Here is a 20645-nt window from a genome sequence, read left to right as displayed (position 1 = left end):
TCAACCCAGCGGCAGGGCATCGAAGGTGCTGTAACAGTTTTTGAGCCAGGTTTTCACACGCTGGCGCTCCAGCATGCCCAGCGCATCGTCCCCCTCTTTGCTGTGGACGGCCGCCCAAAAACTGGCGTTTTGCCGGTCGATCTTGCGCATGCTGGCTTCGTGCAGCTGGGGCAAAGTCGTTACGTGGCCGCCGAGCGCCACCGCTTTCTTGAGCGCTGCGGACTCCTCGAGTTGCGAGAAATCGCTGCCGCGGCCGAGATTTTTCACCACGATGTAGTTCGGCCCGGCGCCGTAGGTGACAACCAAGCGGTCCAATAGGTCGACAGAGTCTCTGCCGGCATCCGCCACATGCCAGAAATTCACCGTGACGCCCATGCTAGCCATCAGCGAAACCAGGTCGGAGTCTTTGACCCATCGGGCCAGCGGTGCGGCTGTTTGCGCGGCCAGATCGACGATCACATTCGGTGGCGGACCTTCGGCGGGCTCTTCTTCGTAGACCGCGGCTACAAGGTCCAGACCCTCGTAGGTGTCCACGACGACCGGCGACGCGAAGTCGCTGTAAAACCGGGCGAAGGAGGTGTGCGAGCGGTCGGTGTCAAAACCCGTGAAGGCGCGGCCCTTGTCAATAAAGCACTGGGCCAAAACGCGCGCCAGCACCGATTTGCCGACGCCGCCTTTTTCGCCGCCGATGAAGTTGATAGAGGGCATAAAAATCCTGGTTGAGTTGAAAAAAGAAACACGTCAGGCCGCACTGCGGCTTGTGAGTCGTTGCACCAGCCAGCGCGAGAGGCGCGGGCCCAGCAGCAACACCATGAAAAAACGGACCATTTGCATGGCCATGACAAAACCTGCATCGACCGCGCTGCCCACGGCGATTACCGCCACCGAGTCCGCACCGCCGGGGCTGGTGGCCAGGTAGGCGGTGAGTGGGGCAACGCCCGCAAAAAACATGAGGCTGCTAGCAATCACCAAACCGAGCACGATCAGGGCAAAAATGGCAACCAGTACCCGCGGCAACACCCGCCAGGCGTGCTCCAGAATTTCGCGGTTGAAGCGCAGTCCTATGCCCCAGCCCAGCGCGGCATACGCCAGCGCCAGCAGCGGGCCCGGCAGCTCCAGTTTCCAAGGGCTGAGGTTGTCCATCGCCAGTGCCAGCACCATGGGGATCAGCAAAGGGCCACCGGGGAATGTGAGGACGCGGCCCAGCCAGGCGGCAATCAGCACCAGCACAAGAGTCAGCCCGGCATGCAAGGGGTTTTGGATGTGCAGCCAATGGGCCAGCTGGACATCCCAACCGGGTGCGACGTGTTCGGGGGAGGCCGCAACGCCTGTTGCAAAGTGAGCCACCAGCGAAGCAATCGCCGTGACCATGGCAACCCGCAGGTACTGCATGAATGCCACCAGCCTGGTGTCTGCACCGAAATCACCGGCCATGAGCACCATGGCGGAGGCCGCGCCCGGTGCCAAGCCCCAGATGGCGGTGCTGCCCGGCAGTAAACCGCTGCGCATCAGCCAGTAACCCAGCAGCGCGCTGGCCGCCATCACAGCAAAAGCAATACCGAGGAACAGCGGCCATTCGCCGGCCACGCGTTGCAGCACCTCGAAATGCAGGCTGTGCGCCATCAGGCAGGCGATGACTGACTGGCCAATGGCAAACAGCGGGGCGGGTACTTGCACTTTCATGTCCTGCGTGGCAAGCAGGACACCGGCCAGCATACAACCCAGCAACATGCCCGCGGGCACACCCATGAGCAGAAATGCTGCACTGGCCAGCGCGCTGCACAGCAGCAACGCCGGCCCGTGCAGCCGGGGCTGATGGCTAAGGAATGACATTCGCATCAGCAGATTAGATGCGAACCATGTGACGCTTCAGATCAGTTCCTGCGCATGTCTTTGGTGAACGGGAATTCTTTGCTGCCTGGCACATGGATGGTGGCGGGTGGCACCACCAGCATGCCCGGTGTGTGGCCCAATGGACTGAATCGCGAGAGGCGACGGCTTTCGGCCTCGTAGCTGTTAACCGGGAAGGTGTCGTAATTGCGCCCGCCGGGGTGGGCCACAAAGTACTGGCAACCGCCCAGCGAGCGCTTCATCCAGGTGTCCACAATGTCAAAGGTCAGCGGGGCATGCACACCGATGGTGGGGTGCAGGCTGCTCGGCGGGTTCCAGGCCTTGTAGCGCACGGCAGCTACAAATTCACCCACCGTGCCGGTGCTGGTCATGGGCAGGGCTTCGCCATTGCAGGTGACCACGTAGCGGCTCTCATTCAGCCCGGTGACACGTACTTCCAGGCGTTCCAGGCTGGAGTCCACATAGCGGGCGGTGCCGCCTGCGGAACTTTCTTCGCCCATCACATGCCAAGGTTCCAGCGCGTTGCGCAAGGTCAGCTCGACGCCCATGCTCTTGACTGAGCCCACCATCGGGAAGCGGAACTCGTAGTGCGGGGCGAACCAGCTGGTGTCGAACGCGTAGCCGGCCATGTTCATGTCTGCGATCACGTCATCAAAGTCCATTTTGATGAAGGTAGGCAGCATGTAGCGGTCGTGCAGTTCGGTGCCCCAGCGGGTGACCGGGGCCTTGTACGGCGACTTCCAGAAGCGGGCCACCAGCGCGCGCAGCAAGAGCTGCTGTACGCTGCTCATGTGCGGGTGGGGCGGCATCTCGAAGGCGCGCAATTCCAGCAGGCCCAAACGACCCGTGGACGAGTCCGGCGAGTACATCTTGTCGATGGAGAATTCGCTGCGGTGGGTGTTGCCTGTCACGTCAATCAGGATGTTGCGCAGCGTGCGGTCCACCAACCAGGGCGGCATGCTCTGGCCATACAGCTCGCGGTTTTTGTAGATTTGCTCGATGGCTATTTCCAGCTCATACAGCTGGTCGTTGCGGGCTTCGTCCACACGCGGGGCCTGGCTGGTTGGGCCCACAAACATGCCGCTGAACAGGTAGCTCAAGGAAGGGTGGTTGTGCCAGTACAGCAGCAGGCTGGCCAGCAGCTCGGGTTTGCGCAGGAAAGGGCTGTCTGCGGGTGTGGCGCCGCCCATCACGAAGTGGTTGCCACCGCCGGTGCCGGTGTGGCGGCCGTCGGTCATGAACTTCTCAGCACTCAGGCGCGACTCGAACGCTGCGTTGTACAAAAACTCGGTGTTGTAGACCAGTTCTTTCCAGTTGGTGACGGGGTGCACGTTGACCTCGATCACGCCGGGGTCGGGCGTGACTTGCAGGAGCTTGAGGCGTGGATCGCGGGGAGGCGGGTAGCCTTCCAGCACGATCTGCATCTTCAGCTCGGCAGCGGTGGCCTCGATGGCAGCGAGCAGGTCCAGGTAGTCTTCCAGCCGCTCCAGTGGCGGCATGAAGATGTACAGCACGCCGGATTTGGAGCCCACGGCTTCGGCTTTGGGGCCGCTGGCGCGGCGCGGGTCGCGCACCTCTACGCACAGGGCGGTGCGGGTGATCCAGTGGGCGGACTCAAAGCGCTTGGGCGCTTGTGCGTACATTGCGGGCTCTGGCTGCGTGGCGCTTTGGGCGTTGGCCGCAATGCTGGCGTCCCCCGTGCCCTTGGCGGTTTGCATCTTGCGACCGGCTTCGGGTACGGCCAGGTTGCCGGCCAGGTAAGGCACTCCGTTGGCATCTAAAGAGCCTGCACTGGTACCGGTGGCCGCAGGGGCGCCTGCATGACCGGCGGTCGTTGCGGTCGTGGCGTTGGGTGCATAGCGCTGTGCAAAGGCCGCGTGCGCTGGCAACGCGCCGCGGTCCACGGTCGGGTCGCGCTCCACCAGATAGGGGTAGTCACCTTCGCTGACCCAGGGCAGGGAATCCAGCGGCAGGCGCAGGCCCATGGGCGAATCGCCGGGCATCAGGTACATGCGCTCGTCGCGGAAGAACCAGGGACCGGTAGTCCACCACGGGCCGGAAAGGCTGGGGTTGCTGCCCTTGCCTGTCAGGCGCGGGCCATCGCCCACTTTGAGCGGCAGCACATAGCCCACCACCGAGTCGAGCTTTTGCTCGAAGACGCGGCGCAGGCGGGCACGCTCCATCTCGTCGTCGAGCTTGCTGTTGAAGGGGTCCACATTCACCGGCAGGCGGCGCTCGCGCCACAGGTAGTACCAGGTGTCTTCATAGCCGGCCTGCACGTACTTGTCGGTCAGGCCCAGCTTGCCGGCCAGGGTGCGGATGAAGTAGCCCGCGTCTTCGGCGGTGTAGTGGGTGGGCTTGCGCTCGTCGGTGAACAGGGCGGGGTTGTTCCACACCTTCTGCTTGTCGGCACGCCAGTAAACATTGAGCGCCCAGCGCGGTAGTTGCTCGCCGGGATACCACTTGCCTTGGCCGAAGTGCAGAAAGCCGCCCTGGCCGTATTCGTCGCGCAGTTTGTGCACCAGCTCGGTGGCGAAGCCGCGCTTGGTGGGGCCCAGGGCGTCGGTGTTCCATTCGGGCGCGTCGCGGTCGTTCACCGCCACAAAGGTGGGCTCGCCACCCATGGTCAGGCGCACATCGCCGGCCACGAGTTCGGCGTCTACCGCGTCGCCCAGAGTCATGACTTCGGCCCACTGTTCGGGCGTGTAAGGCTTGGTGACGCGGGGGGACTCGTACATGCGGGTGACTTGCATGTGGTGGGCAAACTCCACCTCGCACTTGTCCACGCCGCCTTCGATCGGGGCTGCGCCGCTGGGCTGCGGGGTGCAGGCCAGCGGGATGTGGCCCTCTCCTGCCAGCAGGCCGCTGGTCGCGTCCAGCCCGATCCAGCCTGCGCCGGGCAAATAGACCTCGCACCAGGCGTGCAGATCGGTGAAGTCGACTTCGGTGCCGCTGGGGCCGTCCAGGGATTTGACGTCCGGTGCCAGCTGAATCAGGTAGCCCGATACAAAGCGTGCTGCCAGCCCGCAATGGCGCAGCAGTTGAACCAGCAGCCACCCGGAGTCGCGACACGACCCGCTGGCCAGCGTCAGGGTTTCTTCCGGCGTTTGCACACCGGGCTCCATGCGGATGGTGTAGCTGACGGCGTTGTGCACCAGCTGGTTGATGTAGACCAGAAAGTCGATGGTGCGGCGCTCCTTGAGGTCAATGGCTCCTAAGAACTTTTTGAATTCCGGGGTCAGCGGCTCCGCAGCCAGGTAGGGGGCTAGCTCTTGGCCCAGCAGCTTGTCGTACTTGAACGGGAAGTTTTCGGCCGTGGGTTCGAGGAAGAAGTCAAAGGGGTTGTACACCGCCATTTCGACCACCAGGTCGACTGTGACTTTGAATTCCTTGGTTTTTTCGGGGAACACCAGGCGGGCCTGGTAATTGGCAAACGGGTCTTGCTGCCAGTTGACGAAGTGGGTGCTCGGCTCGACCTTGAGCGAGTAAGAGATGATTTTGCTGCGGCAGTGTGGCGCCGGGCGCAGGCGGATGACTTGGGGACCGAGGTTGACCAGACGGTCGTACGAGTAGTGGGTAACGTGGTTCAGCGCTGCGTGAATGGACATGGGCCGGTCTCGGTAGATCTCACAGGGGACGCCGTGCAGCGGTTACCGCACGGGCCCCATACTAACAATCGGGTTTGACAGGCTTTTAAAGCAAGGTCCGCGCCAGTGCCTCCATAGCGGAGGGTTTGTCGCCCCTTGCGCGCGGTTAGCATGGTTGCATGTACGCCACCGCACTCCGCCTTGCCGTCTGGCCCCGCACTGGCGGTGCTGTCGGGTTGGGGCTGCTGGCGGGGATGGCGTTGCAGTTGCAGCAAGCCACGTTGTCAGCGCCCGCGGTTTATGTGGCGTTTGTGCTTCTGGCCCTTGTGGGTTATGCGTGGGTTGCTAGCAAAAAGATAGTGGGACTGTGGCGTCATGGTGTGGCGGGCCTCTGTGCATTGGCGCTGGCTTGGGGGATGACTGGCTTGCGTGCCGTGCTGTTCATGAGTCAAGCGCTAGCCCCTGCGCTGGAGGGGCGCGATGTTCTGGTGACCGGCGTCGTTGCAGATATGCCCCAAGCTACCGAATCGGGGCTCCGTTTCCGGCTACGGGTGGACGCAGGCGAGAGCGGGACGGGTGCTGCGCTCTTGGATGGCACACCGGTGACTGTGCCGGCTTTGCTCGACGTGGGGTGGTACACCACCGGCTTCAACCTCCAGACCCAAACCCCTGAGCTGCAGCGCACACCGCCTGCTTTGAGAGCCGGCCAGCGCTGGCAGTTGCCATTGCGGCTGAAGGCGCCGCACGGCAGCATCAATCCCCATGGTTTTGACTACGAGCTGTACCTGTGGACCCAGGGCGTGCAGGCCACCGGCTATGTCCGTGCCACGGTGAGCAGCCCGGAGCCACAGCTGATGGAGCAGACCACGGCCGCGCCTGTGGCACAGCTGCGCCAATGGGTCCGTGACCGGATACAGACCCGGGTCACCGACCCTCGCTCGGCCGGCTTGCTCACCGCGCTGGTGGTGGGTGATCAACGGGCTATTGAGCGTTCGGACTGGGATGTGTTCCGCGCCACAGGGATCAGTCACCTCGTGAGCATTTCGGGTCTGCATATCACGATGTTTGCCTGGGCGGCCACCTGGCTGGTCCGGCGGGGCTGGCGCACATCAGCGCGTTTGTGCCAATGGGTGCCCGCGTCCCACGCGGCGTGGGGAATGGGCCTGTTGTTGGCCACGGCGTATGCGGTGTTTTCCGGCTGGGGCGTGCCGGCACAGCGCACCTGCCTGATGCTGGCGATGGTGGTGCTCTTGCGATTGCAGGGCGCCAGATGGCCTTGGCCCTGGGTGGCACTGTGGGCTGCAGTAGGCGTGCTGCTGTGGGACCCTTGGGCCATGTTGCAGCCGGGGTTCTGGCTCAGCTTTGTGGCCGTCATGCTGCTGTTTGCCGCTGGAGATGCTACCAATTCAGGAGCTGGTGGTGCAGGTCGTGCAGGGGCTAGAGGGCTAAATGGCTCCAAATTGGAGCGCGGCTGGGCCCGGCTCCGCGCAGGCGCGGTGGCGATGTGGCGGGAGCAGTGGCTGATCACCTTGGCTTTGGCGCCGCTCGTGTTGTTGTGGTTCGGGCAAGTGTCGCTGGTCGGGTTGCTGGCTAACGTGGTGGCGATTCCGTGGGTCACGCTGGTGGTGACCCCGCTGGGTTTGTTGGGGCTGGTTTGGCCCGCGCTCTGGACCGCAGCTACCGGTGCGGTCGTACTGCTTTACGCGGCTATGGATGCGCTTGCTGCTGTGCCCTACGCCGCGTTGAGCTTGCCCTTGCCGCCGCTGCTGCCGGGCGTTCTGGCGGCTTTGGGCGCTGCGCTTTTGTTGATGCCCTTGCCCCGTGCCTTGCGGATGATGGGCTTGGTGCCGGTGTTGGCGCTGCTCCTGTGGCGCCCGCCCGTGCCGGAGCCGGGTGAGTTTTCTTTGCTCGCCGCCGATGTGGGGCAGGGCAACGCGGTGCTGGTGCAGACTGCGCGACACGCCCTGCTGTTTGATGCGGGCCCACGCTACAGCCTCGAGAGTGACGCGGGCAACCGCGTCTTACTGCCCCTGCTAAAAGCGCTCGATGTGCAGCTCGACACGGTGGTACTAAGCCACCGTGACATCGACCATGTCGGGGGCGCGCCTGCGGTACTCATGATGCAGCCGCACGCTAACCTGCTGAGCTCGCTGGAGCCGCAGCACACCTTGCAACAGCTGCGCGCGTCTCAACGTTGTGAGGCAGGTATGCGTTGGCAATGGGATGGTGTGGACTTTGAGGTCTTGCACCCTGACGCAGCGGACTATGAGGCCGAGCCCGCCCCCAAAGCCAACGCGCTGTCGTGTGTGCTGCGCATCAGCAACGGGCGCCAAGCCGCGCTGCTAGCCGGTGACATTGAGGCCGCGCAAGAGCAGCGTTTGGTGGACGATCCGGCCATGTTGCCGCTGCTTCGGGCGGATGTGCTTTTGGTGCCCCACCACGGTAGCAAGACTTCGAGCACCGACGCGTTTTTGCGAGCAGTCCAGCCACGCCATGCGCTGGTGCAGGCAGGCTACCGCAATCGCTACGGGCACCCTGCTGCGACCGTCGTCGCGCGCTATGAAGCCTTAGGCACCCATTTGGTGTTATCGCCCCGTTGTGGTGCGGCGCGTTGGCACTCTGCAGAGCCCCAAAATGTGGCGTGTATGCGGGAAGACGAGCGGCATTATTGGGCCCATGATGTGCCATAGTGGTGCATCGGCGCTGTGGCCCGAAGTTTGCATAAGAGGTAATCAGAGAGGTCTTTTACATGCAGAAATTCGATGAGATGTACACCCAGCTCCCTTATGAATTTTTCAGCAAGGGCAGCCAGATAAGAGACCACTACAAGATTTACGACGAATGGCTTGCCCGCCAGCCCGGCGACATGATGGCCAAACGGCGTGAAGAAGCGGAAATGATCTTCCGCCGCGTGGGCATTACCTTCGCTGTATACGGCGAAAAAGACGAGGACGGCTCCGGCACCGAGCGCCTGATCCCGTTTGACCTGATTCCCCGCATCATCCCGGCCCACGAGTGGTCCAGCATGGAAAAAGGCCTGGTGCAGCGTGTCAATGCGCTCAACCGCTTTATCCACGACATCTACCACGACCAAGAGATTTTGAAAGCCGGCATCGTGCCGCGCGACCAGATTGAGGGCAACGCCCAGTTCCGCCCCGAGATGGTGGGTGTGGATGTGCCGCACCAGATTTACTCTCACATTTCCGGCATCGACATCGTGCGGGCTCCCGACCCCAAGGGCAACGGCGAGTACTACGTGCTCGAAGACAACCTGCGCGTGCCCAGCGGCGTGAGCTACATGCTGGAAGACCGCAAGATGATGATGCGGCTCTTCCCCGATCTGTTCAGCGCCCACCGCGTGGCGCCTGTAGCCCACTACCCCGACTTGCTGCTCGAGACCCTGCGCCAGAGCAGCCCGGCCACGACGGCCGAGCCGACCGTGGTGGTGCTCACCCCCGGCATGTACAACAGCGCCTACTTTGAGCACGCCTTCCTCGCCCAGCAAATGGGTGTGGAGCTGGTCGAAGGGCAAGACTTGTTTGTCAAAGACAACTTTGTCTACATGCGCACCACCCGCGGCCCGCGCCGTGTGGACGTGATTTACCGCCGTGTGGATGACGACTTCCTCGACCCCACCGTGTTCCGCCCCACGTCCACGCTGGGTTGCGCCGGCCTCATCAACGCCTACCGCGCGGGCAATGTGACCATCTGCAACGCGGTGGGTACCGGTATTGCGGACGACAAGTCCATTTACCCCTATGTGCCCAAGATGATCGAGTTCTATTTGGGTGAAAAGCCCATCCTGAACAACGTGCCCACCTACATGTGCCGTAACAAGGACGACTTGGCTTACACCCTGGCCAACTTGAAAGACCTGGTCGTGAAAGAAGTGCATGGCGCCGGCGGCTACGGCATGTTGGTGGGGCCTGCTGCCACCAAGGCCGAGATTGAAGACTTCCGCAAAGCGGTGCTGGCCAATCCGGCCGGCGACATCGCCCAGCCCACATTGAGCTTATCGAGCTGCCCCACCTTTGTGGAAAGTGGCATCGCACCCCGCCATATCGACCTGCGCCCTTACGTGCTGTCTGGCAAGACCGTGCAGATGGTGCCAGGCGGTTTGACCCGCGTGGCCCTGAAAGAAGGCTCGCTGGTCGTCAACAGCAGCCAGGGCGGCGGCACCAAAGACACCTGGATTCTGGAAGAAGACGTGCCTGCGGCGCCTGCCGCAACAGCCGCCACCCAGTCGCAAACACAATCACAAACACAATCACAAACACAGTCAGCTTAAGGACGAGGAAACCTTTCTATGTTGTCACGCACCGCTGACCATCTGTTCTGGATGTCCCGCTACACCGAGCGGGCCGAAAACACCGCACGCATGCTGGATGTGAACTACCAGACATCGCTGCTTCCCCAATCCCAAGCCGTGGCCCAGATGGGCTGGCAAGGCCTGCTGTCCATCAGTGAGCTGCTGTATTCCTACAAGGAAAAGTACGGCGAGATCCAGGCTCGCGAGGTCATGGACTTCATGGTCAAGGACGAGAGCAATCCGTCCTCCATCATGTCTTGTCTGAGTGCTGCCCGCGAGAACGCACGTGCGGTGCGCGGGGCGCTGACCACCGAGGTGTGGGAAACGCAAAACACCACCTGGCTCGAAGTCAAGCGCATGATCAAGAGCGGAGACTTTGAGAAAGATCCTTCGCAGTTTTTTGAGTGGGTGAAGTTCCGCTCCCACCTCTCTCGCGGAGTGACGGTGGGCACCATGCTGATGGACGAGTCTTTGCACTTCATGCGCTTGGGCACCTTCTTGGAACGGGCCGACAACACCGCGCGTTTGGTCGACGTGAAGTTCCACGCAGTGGAGAGCGACTTCTTTGGTGCTGCGAGCGAGAAGGATCAGGAATACGACTTCTACCACTGGAGCGCGATTTTGCGCAGCGTGTCGGCGTTTGAGATCTACCGCAAGGTGTACCGCGATGTCATCAAGCCCGAGCGTGTGGCTGAATTGCTCATCCTCAAGCCCGATATGCCGCGCTCGCTGCATGCCAGCCTGAACGAGGTAGTGGGTAACCTGGCTCTCGTGGCCAGCAATCCCGACAGCGAAACCCTGCGCCGCGCCGGCAAGCTGCGCTCGGAGCTGCAATACGGACGTATCGACGAGATTCTGGCCACCGGCCTGCACGCCTACCTGACCCAGTTCCTGGATCGGGTCAATGACCTGGGTGCGCATATCAGTCGCGAATTTCTGGTTCCAGTGACCTGAAGGACTAGTACAAACCCATATAAAAACGGCCCGCAAGGGCCGTTTTTTGTAGGGTGTGCTGAGCATAATGTTCAGAACAAGGAGCACCTATGCGCGTAGCCGATATTGACCGCGAGATTGAGACAGCGCGGGCCGAAGGGCCCCTGAAAGACATCGTCATTCAGCCCTGCCCGGCGCTGTTGTCCGACCTGCGGGTCGAGGTGAACCGCGAAGACCCGGAGCCAGCCACCATTGCCCGCATCGCCTCGCGCGATGTTGCTATGGCTGCGGCGCTCATCAAGGTGGCCAACAGCCCCATTTACGCCCGCTCGCGTCCGGCAGCCACCGTGGCAGAAGCTGTTGCCTTGCTGGGTATTTCGCAAACCGTGTCGATCCTCACCGGCTTTTTGTTGCGCGAGACGATTCAGGTCAAGTCACCACTCTTGGAGCATTTCTGGGAAACCTCCACCCGCCGCGCCTATGCCATGGGCTACATCGCCCGGCAGATGTATGGCGTGAATGCGGACATAGCGCACACCTGCGGGCTGTTTTGCAACGTGGGCATTCCGGTGATGTTGCAAGGCATCAAGGGCTACGAGGCCACCTTATCCCACGCACTGGCCCAAACGGACAAAACGGTGACGGAGGTGGAGAACGAAGCCCACCGCACCGACCATGCGGTAGTGGGCGCCATCGTTGCCAAAACCTGGCGCCTCTCCCCCGATGTGGCCCACGCCGTGCGCCTACACCACGATTTCACGGTGCTCAAAGACCACAATATTCCTGCCAAGGTGCGCACCTTGGTGGCCATGGCCTTGTTGGCTGAACACCTGGTGGCTTTGCATGAAGGCGTGCAGCAGCACCGTGAGTGGGACTTACACGGCGCGGAATGCTTGGCCCATTTGCATGTGAGCGAAGAAGAAATCGAGCACTGGCAAGACGCGCTGCACGAGCAATTCACCGGTCCGGCCGGTTTCTAAGTCACCGAGCCTCCGCCCGGCGGGCTAGGGTACGGGGGCGACGCGGGCTTCGAGCTCCAGGGCGCGGACTTTGTCGGCCGCGGCATCGGCCTCGGCCAAGGTGTCGAAGGGGCCGACTTGCACACGGGTGCGATTGCCTTTGGGGAAGCGGATTTCCTTGCTCACCACGGGCAGCTCGGCGTCCATCAGCTTGACCAGCGCATTGCGTGCGTTGTTCGCATCTGCGAACAGACCTACATTCACCACGAAACGGTTGGCCTCGGGTACTTCTGCTGGTGCTGGTGCAGCGGCAGCAGGGCGCGGTGTGACTGGAGTGGCTGGCCGTACCGGAGCAGACTGCCCTAGCGATGCGGCCACTTCGCGCGCAGCCAAGTCCGCAGCCGCCGAGCGCAAGGCCACCGGGGCGGGCCTGGGAGGGCTTGCGGCACTGGCGGCAGCAGCAGGTTTGGCGATGGCTGGCAATGCAGCAGACGCAGCAGGCAACAAGCGCGGCGCTGATGCGGGGGCGACTGGCGGTTTGGCGGGCGACGAGGCGGCGGGCACCGGCGCGCTCGCGCTTGTCGAAACCGGCTTGCTGGCCACAGCGCTTGCAGTCACGAGAGGCGGACCTGCGAGTGCAGCAGCGCTGACGGTCGGGGCAGGGGCCGGAGCCGGAGCAGAAGCGGGCAGGGATGCAGCGGCAGCGGTCGATGTTGATGCAGATGCCGACGCTGGGGCCGAAGGGGCAGATGTCGCAGACGCCGCAGACGCCGCAGACGCCGCAGACGCCGCCAAGGGTGCCGAGGCAGCAGCTTTGCCACTGTCCGCTGCCGTGGCATCAATGGCGCGGCCGCTGACGACATTGCGGCCTTCAGACACCACCCCTACGGCTACAGGTGTTCCGGCAGGCAGGGGCTCAAACCCGGTGAACATGGCATACGACTGGGCTGCGATGGCGGCTACTACCAAGTTGCAGGCTGCGATGATGATCAGCCCTTTCCGGGTACTGGCCTCTTTACTGAGCTGCTCACAAGCTTCGGATACCGACTGGTTTTTGGTGAGGGCGGCCTGCACCCGCTGGCGTGTTGCCAAGTAATAGAGCGCATTGCCCCCGAGTCCGGGCACCACAAAGGCCAAGGCCACCAAAGCGGCGAGCAGGCCCCACTGCGTGCCTTCAGAAAACTGGAATACCAGCTTGCCGATACCGAACAGCAGCAAGGCCAGCGCGACGATGCTGCCGCTGTAGACCAAGGCTGCTTGCCACAGCCGGCGGAACAGAAGCCAGTTCAGGGTGTTGAGCGCGGCGGCCCAGTTCCAGCTCAGGCCAGGTCGGTCGGCTGCCTCATAGCGGGTGAAGCGGGGCAGGTAGTAGCCATTGCTGATATCCCCGATGGCCGCGCGGTACAGTGCAGTAGTCGAGTGTTCGTCCGTGTTGTCCAGTTCGGTGGTCGGGGCAGTGGCCATGGCTTATTTTGGCACGCCTGTCTGCGCCTGCAAGGCTTGGGCCACGGCCTGCCCGAGGTCAATTACCGCCATCGCGTAGTAGCTGCTCCAGTTGTAGCGGGTGATGGCGTAAAAGTTCTCGGTGCCGGCCACGTAGGTGGGGGCGTCTGCGCCATTTTGCAGTTCGACCAACGCCAGAGGGCCAGGGTGGTTGAGGGCTGCGGCCGGGAGGATGACTCCTTTTTCCTGCATGGCGGCAGGGCTGAAGGTGGGCAATATGTCGGGCGCCATGAGGGTGGGCATATCGAGACGGGCCACCTCAAATTGCACGGGGTAATGGGTGGGCATTCCCGGCTTCCATTTGAACGCCTGGAAATAATTGGCCACCGAGCCTATGACGTCTGCCTGGCTGTGAAACAGGTCAACCCGGCTGTCATTGTCAAAGTCGATACCGTATTTCACCCAGCTCGAGGGCATGAACTGGGGCCAGCCCATGGCGCCTGCATAGCTGCCTCGCAAGGCCGTGGGGTCAGTGCCGGTGCGTTGGGTGAGGCTGAGGTAGGCCTCCAGCTCACTCAAAAAATACGCTTGCCGGTCTGTTTTGCGAGGGTGTGCGTCTGGAAAGTCCAGTGCCAGGGTGGTCAGCGCATCGATCACCCGGTAGTTGCCCAGTTGCTGACCATAAATAGTTTCCACCCCGATGATGCCCACGATGATGCTGGCGGGCACACCGGTTTGCGCCTCGGCGCGTGCCAGTGTCTCTTGGTTGGCGAGCCAGAACTTGACGCCTGCACGGATACGGATCGGCTCGACAAAGCGGCTGCGGTACAGCGCCCAGTTTTTCGGAGTGCCCACGGCCGGTGGGGTAATGGCCCGGACCACCGAGGGCAACATGCGCGCCTTGGACAGGGTGCTGCGGACCCACTCTGCATCCAGGTTGCGGCGCTGTGCAATGTCATCGGCCAGCCGCATGACGTCGGCGCGATCACCGTAGGCGGTGCCTTCGGGCAGTGCCGGCTTCACGGCATGGCGGGCAGGCTTGCTTTTTGTATGTTTTGGGCTGGATGCGGCCATGGCGCTTGCGCACGCAGCTATCAAAACGAGAGTGAACAGAGACTTTTTGAGGAACACGTGGGAACTTGGAGGTAAGAGGTTGGGGTCAGTGTAGCGAGTGGCAGGCAGGCCCTGCGTGGCACGGCGACAATCAAATGCTTTTGCGGGTCTCACCGAGGCCCTGCTACGGGTAAAACAGGGGTTTGGAGCTGCTTGACTGATGCGTTCGTTTTCTAAAGTTCAAATGGGGGTGGGCGCGGTGGCATTGGCCGCAACGGCTGCGTTGGCCGTGCCGTGGTATGCCGGCCTGACCCTGCGTGCCGAATTGCGCAGCTTGGCGGCTGCCCATGCGGAGGGCAATTTCCGGATTGCGCGGCTGGAGCACGAGGCTGGCTGGCTGCATTCGCGGGGTAGCCTGGATCTGGAATGGCGCAGCGACTGTGCAACGGACCCCGACCAGCCCGCGGTGGTGCATGTGGAGTACACCGCCCGGCATGTGCCGGACCGCGAGAGCCTGACGCGTATTGATTGGTCGGCAGCTGTTGCCTCGGATCTCGGCCCCTCGGGTGAAGGCTTGCGCGCGGGCCGGTTGAGTGGCACCGGCAGTGCGGGTTACGACGGCGTGTTGCGCTCGGATATGCGCTTGCCGGAGATGCAATTCAAAGGAAAAGGCCAAAGCCTGGTGGCCGCAGCGTCCAGCGGTACGCTGGTGGTGGTGGGGTCTGCGGTGAAGCTGGGGTGGAGCATGCCGCGCATGGTCTTGCGTGGCAGCGGCGAGGTCTTGCAGGCGGAGCAGCTGAACTTGCATTTCGATGTGCAGAACCACGCAACCGGCATGGGCGCGCTTGCGCTGGATGTGGCGACCCTCAAAGGCGCGAGCTTCAACGCCCGGGGCTTGCACCTCAGCACCGAGACCCGGCAGCGCGCAGACCGCATGGACATGCGGGTTACCCAATCGGTGAAAGAGCTGAGGGCTGCCGACATGGCGGTGGAAGACGTGGTGTTGCAAGCGGATGTGACGAACTTGCATGCGCCCAGTGTCAATTCGGCCGGCGAGGTGTTGTCTGCGACCTGCGGCTTGCGCAGCCTGACGCCCGGTCAACGTGAAAAGATGCGGGATGCTGTGCAAGCCTTGCTGGTGTCTGGCGTCAGTGTCGGTATCACCAAGCTCCAAGCGCGCACCCGGGACGGCAGCCTGGACGCCGATGTAGCGCTCACGGTGGCGCCCGCCAAGGCCCGCGAACTCCAGCTTGCGGAGCAGTTGTCATCCCAAGGGAGTATTCAAATCCGGGGTGGGCTGATGCCACCGGATCAGAAAGAGTTTGCCGTGTCCTCGGGCTATGCGACGGCGCTGCCCGATGGCGTGAAAGCGGGCTTCGACTACCGTGATGGTGTACTCAAATTCAACCAAAAGACGGCGGACAGCGCGCTACTGAACTTGGGCCTGCAGCGCCTCGATATGTGGCTCAATGCATTTTTCTCGGGCCAGAACCTGGAGTTGCCGCAAGAAGAAGAGCCTGCGGTAGCCCCCTCGGAGTTGCCGATGCCGGCCCCAGCTGTCTAGCCATCAAGGCGAAAGCCAGCGCATAGTGCGCAATTGCAGGCGTGCCGTGCGCAGCGCGCCCGCTGCATCGGTTTTGCCATAGCGGAGCGCTTCGAGTTGCAGCAACCACTGCACGGCCAGCGGGTTGGCCCTTGGGTCAGTTTGCAGCAACAGGGCCAAAGCGCGGGGGGTACACCCGGGCGCCACCGGCAAGCCAGTAGCCTTGATCTGCTGGCGTGCAGTCTCCAGCGCCTGCAACCACGGGTCCCGGCGCAGGCGATTCCACCAGTTCCAGCCGGCGCCGCTCAGACTGGCCGCCACGATCAGCCCGATCAACACGGTGCTCAGGTCCTGCCAGTCCGGGGCGCTGAAGCCGAGGCTGCGCAGCAAATCCATTTGCTTGGCCTGGCTGTAGTTGAGTACCCACTGGTTCCAACGGTTGTTGGTGGCTTCCCACAGGGCCCGGAGGTTGAGGGTGAAGCCCGGGCTCACCGCGTTCAAGGCTTGGGCCAGCACGCCGGGCTGGGGTGTCAGGCGCTGGAAGGTCCCGGTGCGGCCCGGCGATACGGCCGAGGTGGGGTCCACCCGCACCCAGCCGCGGCCCGCCATCCAGACCTCCGCCCATGCGTGGGCATCGCTTTGTCGCACGGTCCAGAAGCTGTCGACGTTATTGACCTGCCCGCCTTGGTAGCCGGTGACGATGCGGGCCGGTACATCGAGTGCGCGCATCAGCAAAACAAAACTGGACGCAATGTGCTCGCAAAAGCCGGCCTTGCGGTCAAACCAGAACTCATCGGCCGTATGGGTGCCGTAGACCCCGGGCTCCAGCGTGTACTCATAGCCTCCGGTGCGCAGTTTGTCCATCACCGTATCGACCAAAGTCTGGGCACCTGCGGTGGCCAGACCCGGCTGGCGGCGCAAGTCAGCGGCGAGCTGCAGCGTGCGGGGGTTGAAGCCGGGCGGCAGATCCAGGTAGTCCTGCAGGCCTACTGCCAGGCGGTCGGGCCCATGGCGGTACTCGGGGTAGCTGGTGGCGCGGTAGCGCACCAGGTCGGCAATCGGCTGGTTGGCCTGCCATTGCAGATCGGGGCCCATGCTTGCGCTGTAGCCCCGTATTTCCGGCGCTTGGGGTGTGGCGTCCAACACCATCAGCCACGGCCGGTTGTTGGCGGCGAGCGTGACTTGGTAGCTGTAAGCGGGGCCCTGCACCGCCAAATCCGGCTGCAGTTGCAGGCGCTGGGGGAAGGCGGATCGCAGGGGGCGCCACTCCTTGCCGTCAAAGCTCGAAAACACCGGGCCGCGGAAATACATGTCGCGCTGGGGCGGTAGGGCCCCCTCAAAGCGGATGCGCATGGCAATGCTGTCGTCCAGGGCGAGGCTGGCAATTGTGCCCACCTGCATCTGCCCCGACAGGCCGCTGCGCCCGCTCATGGCATCGCCCGGCAAGCCCCATAGCGGGGCAATCCGCGGAAACAGCATGAAGAGTGCCGCCATGATGGGGGCGCCGGCGAGCGCCATCCAGGCGGCGGTGCGCGCTGCTTGCATCAAGGGCGGCCGCCCCACGGGCATGTGGCTGTTGACCAGCGCAGTGAGCAGGCCCAGGAGTGCCACGACCATGGCTGCTGCTGTCAACAGGCTTTGTGAAAAGAAGAAGTTGCTGAGCATGGTGAAAAAGCCCAGAAAGAAGATGACAAACGCATCTCTGCGCGCACGCATTTCCAGGGTTTTCAAGGCCAGCAACACGACGATAAAGGTCACCCCGGCATCCCGCCCCAGCAGGGTGCGATAGCTCATCCAGGTGCCGGCAGTCGCCAGCGCCAGCAGCGCCAAGAGCCACCAGCGCGAAGGCAGGGGGCGGCTCCCCCACGCCAGCACTCCGCGCCACAGCAGCACCGCGCCGGCCATCAGGCTGCACCAAAGCGGCAGGCGATCGATTTGCGGCAGGATGACCCAGGCAATCACCCCCAGCAAAAACAGGGTGTCGCGCGCGTCGCGGGGCAGGTGGTTCAAACGTTGCAACATGTCGGGCTCAGGCGAGTGCCAGCGCTTGCAGGCAGTTTTTCTGGTGGGCAGGGCCGCTGTCAGGCTGCAGTTCGCGGCTGGCCAGGCGCAGGCCGTAGCGCAAACCGCGGCTCTCTGCTTGCAGCACCCAGGCACACAGGCGGGACAGGGCTTGCTCGCGGGCTGCGCCTGCTGCGCGACTGCGCAAGCTTTGCTCAACGCTGGCAAGGTCCAACCACAGCTCGAGGCGCTGGGCCTGCTGTGCATCCCGGCTGACCAAGTCATCGCTTTTGGCGGCTTTTTTCCAGACGATCAATTTCAGCGGGTCGCCCCGTCGATAGGCGCGCACCCCATCGAACTCGCCGGTAGTGTGGCGCTGGGCGGTGGGGGCGCCTCCGGTGCGGGGCTCCCCAAGGGGCAGGGGGGGCGGATGGGGCTCCGGCGCTGGGTAAATCAGCACCTGGGTGGCCGGGCGCCATACTGTCCAGACTCGGAAAGTGCCTAGGGGAAAACGGGTTTCGGCGGTGAGTGTCGGGATCGGCTGCAGACCCCGGGTGTTGGCGACAAAACTGATGTGCACTTTGCTGCTGCCCTGGGGGCCGACATCGGCCCAGCTCCAGTGCCCGCTGCCCAGGGCCGCCAAGCCAATGCCATAGCGGGTGCGCTTGGAGGGGTTGTTGAGTTGAATGCCTAATGGCACGCTGGCGCCCGCAAAACATGCGTCTGGCGCTATCAAATGCATAGTGAGGCCTGTCAGCGTACCGTGGCACACATGAATGCCGATGATGGCCGCCCCCGTCAACATGAAGGTCAGCAAGTAGCCCAAATTAAGCTGGTAGTTGATGCTGGCAATCAGCAACACCAGCAGCGTCAGCCCCAGCATCAGCCCCGGGCGGGTGGGCAGGATGTAGACGTTGCGTTGCGTCAGCACTGCGCTGTCCTGGCGCGGCATGCGCGACTCGAACCACGCCTGAAAACGCCGCCGAAAGAGCGTGACCGGGTTCCGGGTGGGGGTCATCAGGGCAGCGGCACTGCTTGCATCATGGCGCGCACCTGCTCTTCGGCTCCCCGGCCGGCATCGCCCACCGGGATCATGCGGTGGGCAACGGTCTGAGGCAGCACGGCCTGCACGTCGTCCGGCGCCACATAGTCGCGCCCGCATAGAAGGGCCTGCGCTTTGGCTGCGCGCAGCAAGGCAATACCTGCGCGGGGTGACAGGCCTTGCAAAAACCAGCGCCCGCTGCGGGTGGCGGTGATCAGGTCTTGCACATAGTCCAGCAGCGGGTCTGCGGTGTGCACTGCCATCACGGCTTGTTGCAGCGTGGCGAGTTCATCGCCTGCCAGCAAGCTGGGCAAATGATCGACCATGTTGCGGCGGTCTGAGCCCGCTAACAGTGCGCGCTCGGCGGCCCTGTCGGGGTAGCCCAGGGAAATACGCATCAAAAACCGGTCCAGTTGTGACTCGGGCAAAGCGTAGGTGCCCAGCTGATCCAAGGGGTTTTGGGTGGCGATCACAAAGAAGGGGCGGGGCAGGGCCCGGGTTTCTCCTTCGATCGTGACCTGTTTTTCTTCCATGGCCTCCAGCAGCGCGCTCTGCGTCTTGGGGCTGGCACGGTTGATTTCGTCAGCCAACAGCACTTGGGCAAACAAGGGGCCCGGATGGAAAACAAAGGCCTCCTTGGCGCGCTCGTAGACCGAGACGCCACTCAGGTCGCTGGGCATCAAGTCCGAGGTGAATTGCACCCGGGAGAACTGCAGGCCGAAGGTGCGTGACAGTGCGTGCGCGAGGGTGGTTTTTCCGACGCCGGGCACATCATCAATCAGCAGGTGGCCACCAGCCAAAAGGCAGGCTACGCAGTCACGGATCTGGTCGGGTTTGCCCACAATCACCGTGTTAAGCTGGTTGAGCAGGGATCTGAGTTTGTCTTGGATGTCCATGGCAAGACGTTACCCGAAAATACAAAGAGATGAGAACGCAGGTGAAGAAGACCGGATACTTTACCCACCCAGATTGCCACTTGCATGAAATGGGTGCAGGGCACCCGGAATGCCCCGAAAGGCTGAGTGCCATCCATGAGCAGCTGCTGCACTCCGGACTGGCCCGCACCCTGGATGCGCGGGAGGCGCCGCAAGCCCAACTCAGCGACCTGACCCTGGCACACACCCCGCGCTACATTGCCCGGCTTCAGGCTTTGGCCGACGGTTTGCGCAGCAAACCGGCAGGCGCTGGTGCGACGCACGCCTGGCTGGACCCCGACACCTCCTTGAATGTACACACATGGAATGCCGCGCTGCGTGCGGCCGGGGCCGCGTTGGCGGCTACGGATGCGGTGATGGCCGGTGACATGGACAACGCTTTTTGCGCGGTCCGCCCGCCCGGACACCATGCCGGCAAGAATGAAGGCATGGGCTTTTGCTTTTTCAATAGCGTGGCACTGGCGGCCCGACATGCGCTGGAGCGGCATGGTTTGCGCAGGGTTGCGATTGTGGATTTCGATGTGCACCACGGAAACGGCACCGAGGACATCATCGACGGGGACCAACGCATCCTCATGCTGGGCTTTTACCAGCACCCTTTTTACCCTGAGGGCGGAGCCCGCTCCAACGCCAGTAACTTGCTCAATCTGCCGGTCCCGGCCCACACCCGCGGTGGCGCGGTCCGGGAGTTGGTGATGCAGCATTGGTTGCCCCGGCTACATGCCTACCGGCCGGAGATGGTGTTTATCAGCGCTGGCTTTGACGCGCACCGCGACGATGAACTCGGACAGTTGGACTTGTTGGAAGACGATTACCACTGGTTGACCGGACAAATTCGCTCTGTGGCGGACCAATATGCGCAGGGCCGGATCGTTTCCTGCCTCGAGGGGGGCTACGACTTGGGCGCTTTGGCCCGCAGCGTCGAGGCCCATCTGCGGGCACTTTCTGACGCTTAACGATTCTTTTGTATCCTCCACAGCCCTGCCCGA

General features: G+C 63.1%; 14 protein-coding genes. 6 read left to right on the top strand and 8 right to left on the bottom strand.

All coding sequences use genetic code 11. The features are described from left to right. Genes RAE19_RS02565 through RAE19_RS02555 form a run of 3 tightly spaced genes read right to left on the bottom strand, consistent with a single transcriptional unit; the run spans position 1 to position 5459 of the window. Positions 1–708, bottom strand: coding sequence for a mobilization protein (locus tag RAE19_RS02565; RefSeq protein WP_313873447.1), 708 nt, complete (start codon positions 706–708; stop codon positions 1–3). 33 nt (positions 709–741) lie between these two features. Then, positions 742–1839 carry an AbrB family transcriptional regulator gene (locus RAE19_RS02560; RefSeq protein ID WP_313873446.1) on the bottom strand — a complete coding sequence of 366 codons (1098 nt, stop codon included), beginning with the start codon at positions 1837–1839 and terminating at the stop codon, positions 742–744. 35 nt (positions 1840–1874) lie between these two features. After that, positions 1875–5459, bottom strand: coding sequence for a DUF2126 domain-containing protein (locus RAE19_RS02555; protein ID WP_313873445.1), 3585 nt, complete (start codon positions 5457–5459; stop codon positions 1875–1877). A gap of 158 nt (positions 5460–5617) precedes the next feature. On the opposite strand from RAE19_RS02555, the gene RAE19_RS02550 reads away from it, so the two are divergent. The 4 genes from RAE19_RS02550 to RAE19_RS02535 all read left to right on the top strand — a co-directional run bounded on the left by RAE19_RS02550 (position 5618) and on the right by RAE19_RS02535 (position 11660). After that, positions 5618–8128, top strand: a complete 2511-nt coding sequence (locus tag RAE19_RS02550) for a DNA internalization-related competence protein ComEC/Rec2 (RefSeq protein WP_313873444.1) — start codon at positions 5618–5620, stop codon at positions 8126–8128. Positions 8129–8187: 59 nt separating this feature from the next. Continuing rightward, on the top strand, positions 8188–9726 hold the full coding sequence (locus RAE19_RS02545; RefSeq protein ID WP_313873443.1) for a circularly permuted type 2 ATP-grasp protein: 1539 nt from the start codon (positions 8188–8190) through the stop codon (positions 9724–9726). Positions 9727–9744: 18 nt separating this feature from the next. Next, positions 9745–10701: an alpha-E domain-containing protein gene (locus tag RAE19_RS02540; protein WP_313873442.1), complete on the top strand. Its 957-nt coding sequence runs from the start codon at positions 9745–9747 to the stop codon at positions 10699–10701. A gap of 89 nt (positions 10702–10790) precedes the next feature. Continuing rightward, positions 10791–11660 carry an HDOD domain-containing protein gene (locus RAE19_RS02535; RefSeq protein WP_313873441.1) on the top strand — a complete coding sequence of 290 codons (870 nt, stop codon included), beginning with the start codon at positions 10791–10793 and terminating at the stop codon, positions 11658–11660. A gap of 24 nt (positions 11661–11684) precedes the next feature. Here RAE19_RS02535 and RAE19_RS02530 read toward each other — a convergent pair whose 3' ends face one another. Continuing rightward, entirely contained in the window at positions 11685–13103 is a 1419-nt protein-coding gene (locus tag RAE19_RS02530) for an SPOR domain-containing protein (RefSeq protein WP_313873440.1), read from the bottom strand. A gap of 3 nt (positions 13104–13106) precedes the next feature. After that, positions 13107–14156 carry a lytic murein transglycosylase B gene (gene mltB, locus RAE19_RS02525; protein ID WP_313873439.1) on the bottom strand — a complete coding sequence of 350 codons (1050 nt, stop codon included), beginning with the start codon at positions 14154–14156 and terminating at the stop codon, positions 13107–13109. Positions 14157–14355: 199 nt separating this feature from the next. Here mltB and RAE19_RS02520 point away from each other — a divergent pair, with 199 nt between their 5' ends. Next, a complete protein-coding gene (locus RAE19_RS02520; RefSeq protein WP_313873438.1) occupies positions 14356–15699 on the top strand; it encodes a DUF945 family protein in 1344 nt (447 codons plus the stop codon). 3 nt (positions 15700–15702) lie between these two features. Here the strand turns inward: RAE19_RS02520 and RAE19_RS02515 are convergent, their stop codons facing one another. Genes RAE19_RS02515 through RAE19_RS02505 form a run of 3 tightly spaced genes read right to left on the bottom strand, consistent with a single transcriptional unit; the run spans position 15703 to position 19617 of the window. Further along, positions 15703–17700, bottom strand: a complete 1998-nt coding sequence (locus tag RAE19_RS02515) for a DUF3488 and transglutaminase-like domain-containing protein (RefSeq protein ID WP_313873437.1) — start codon at positions 17698–17700, stop codon at positions 15703–15705. A 7-nt stretch (positions 17701–17707) separates the two neighbouring features. After that, positions 17708–18697 carry a DUF58 domain-containing protein gene (locus tag RAE19_RS02510; protein WP_313873436.1) on the bottom strand — a complete coding sequence of 330 codons (990 nt, stop codon included), beginning with the start codon at positions 18695–18697 and terminating at the stop codon, positions 17708–17710. Continuing rightward, positions 18697–19617, bottom strand: coding sequence for an AAA family ATPase (locus RAE19_RS02505; protein ID WP_313873435.1), 921 nt, complete (start codon positions 19615–19617; stop codon positions 18697–18699). The genes RAE19_RS02510 and RAE19_RS02505 overlap by 1 nt, the downstream gene beginning before the upstream one ends. 41 nt (positions 19618–19658) lie before the next feature. On the opposite strand from RAE19_RS02505, the gene RAE19_RS02500 reads away from it, so the two are divergent. Then, a complete protein-coding gene (locus RAE19_RS02500) occupies positions 19659–20612 on the top strand; it encodes a histone deacetylase family protein (protein WP_313873434.1) in 954 nt (317 codons plus the stop codon). The last annotated feature ends 33 nt before the right edge of the window (positions 20613–20645 follow it).

Origin of the sequence: Rhodoferax potami, assembly GCF_032193805.1 — a bacterium.
Lineage (GTDB): Bacteria > Pseudomonadota > Gammaproteobacteria > Burkholderiales > Burkholderiaceae_C > Allorhodoferax > Allorhodoferax potami_A.
This window is presented reverse-complemented; position numbering and strand designations above follow the sequence as displayed.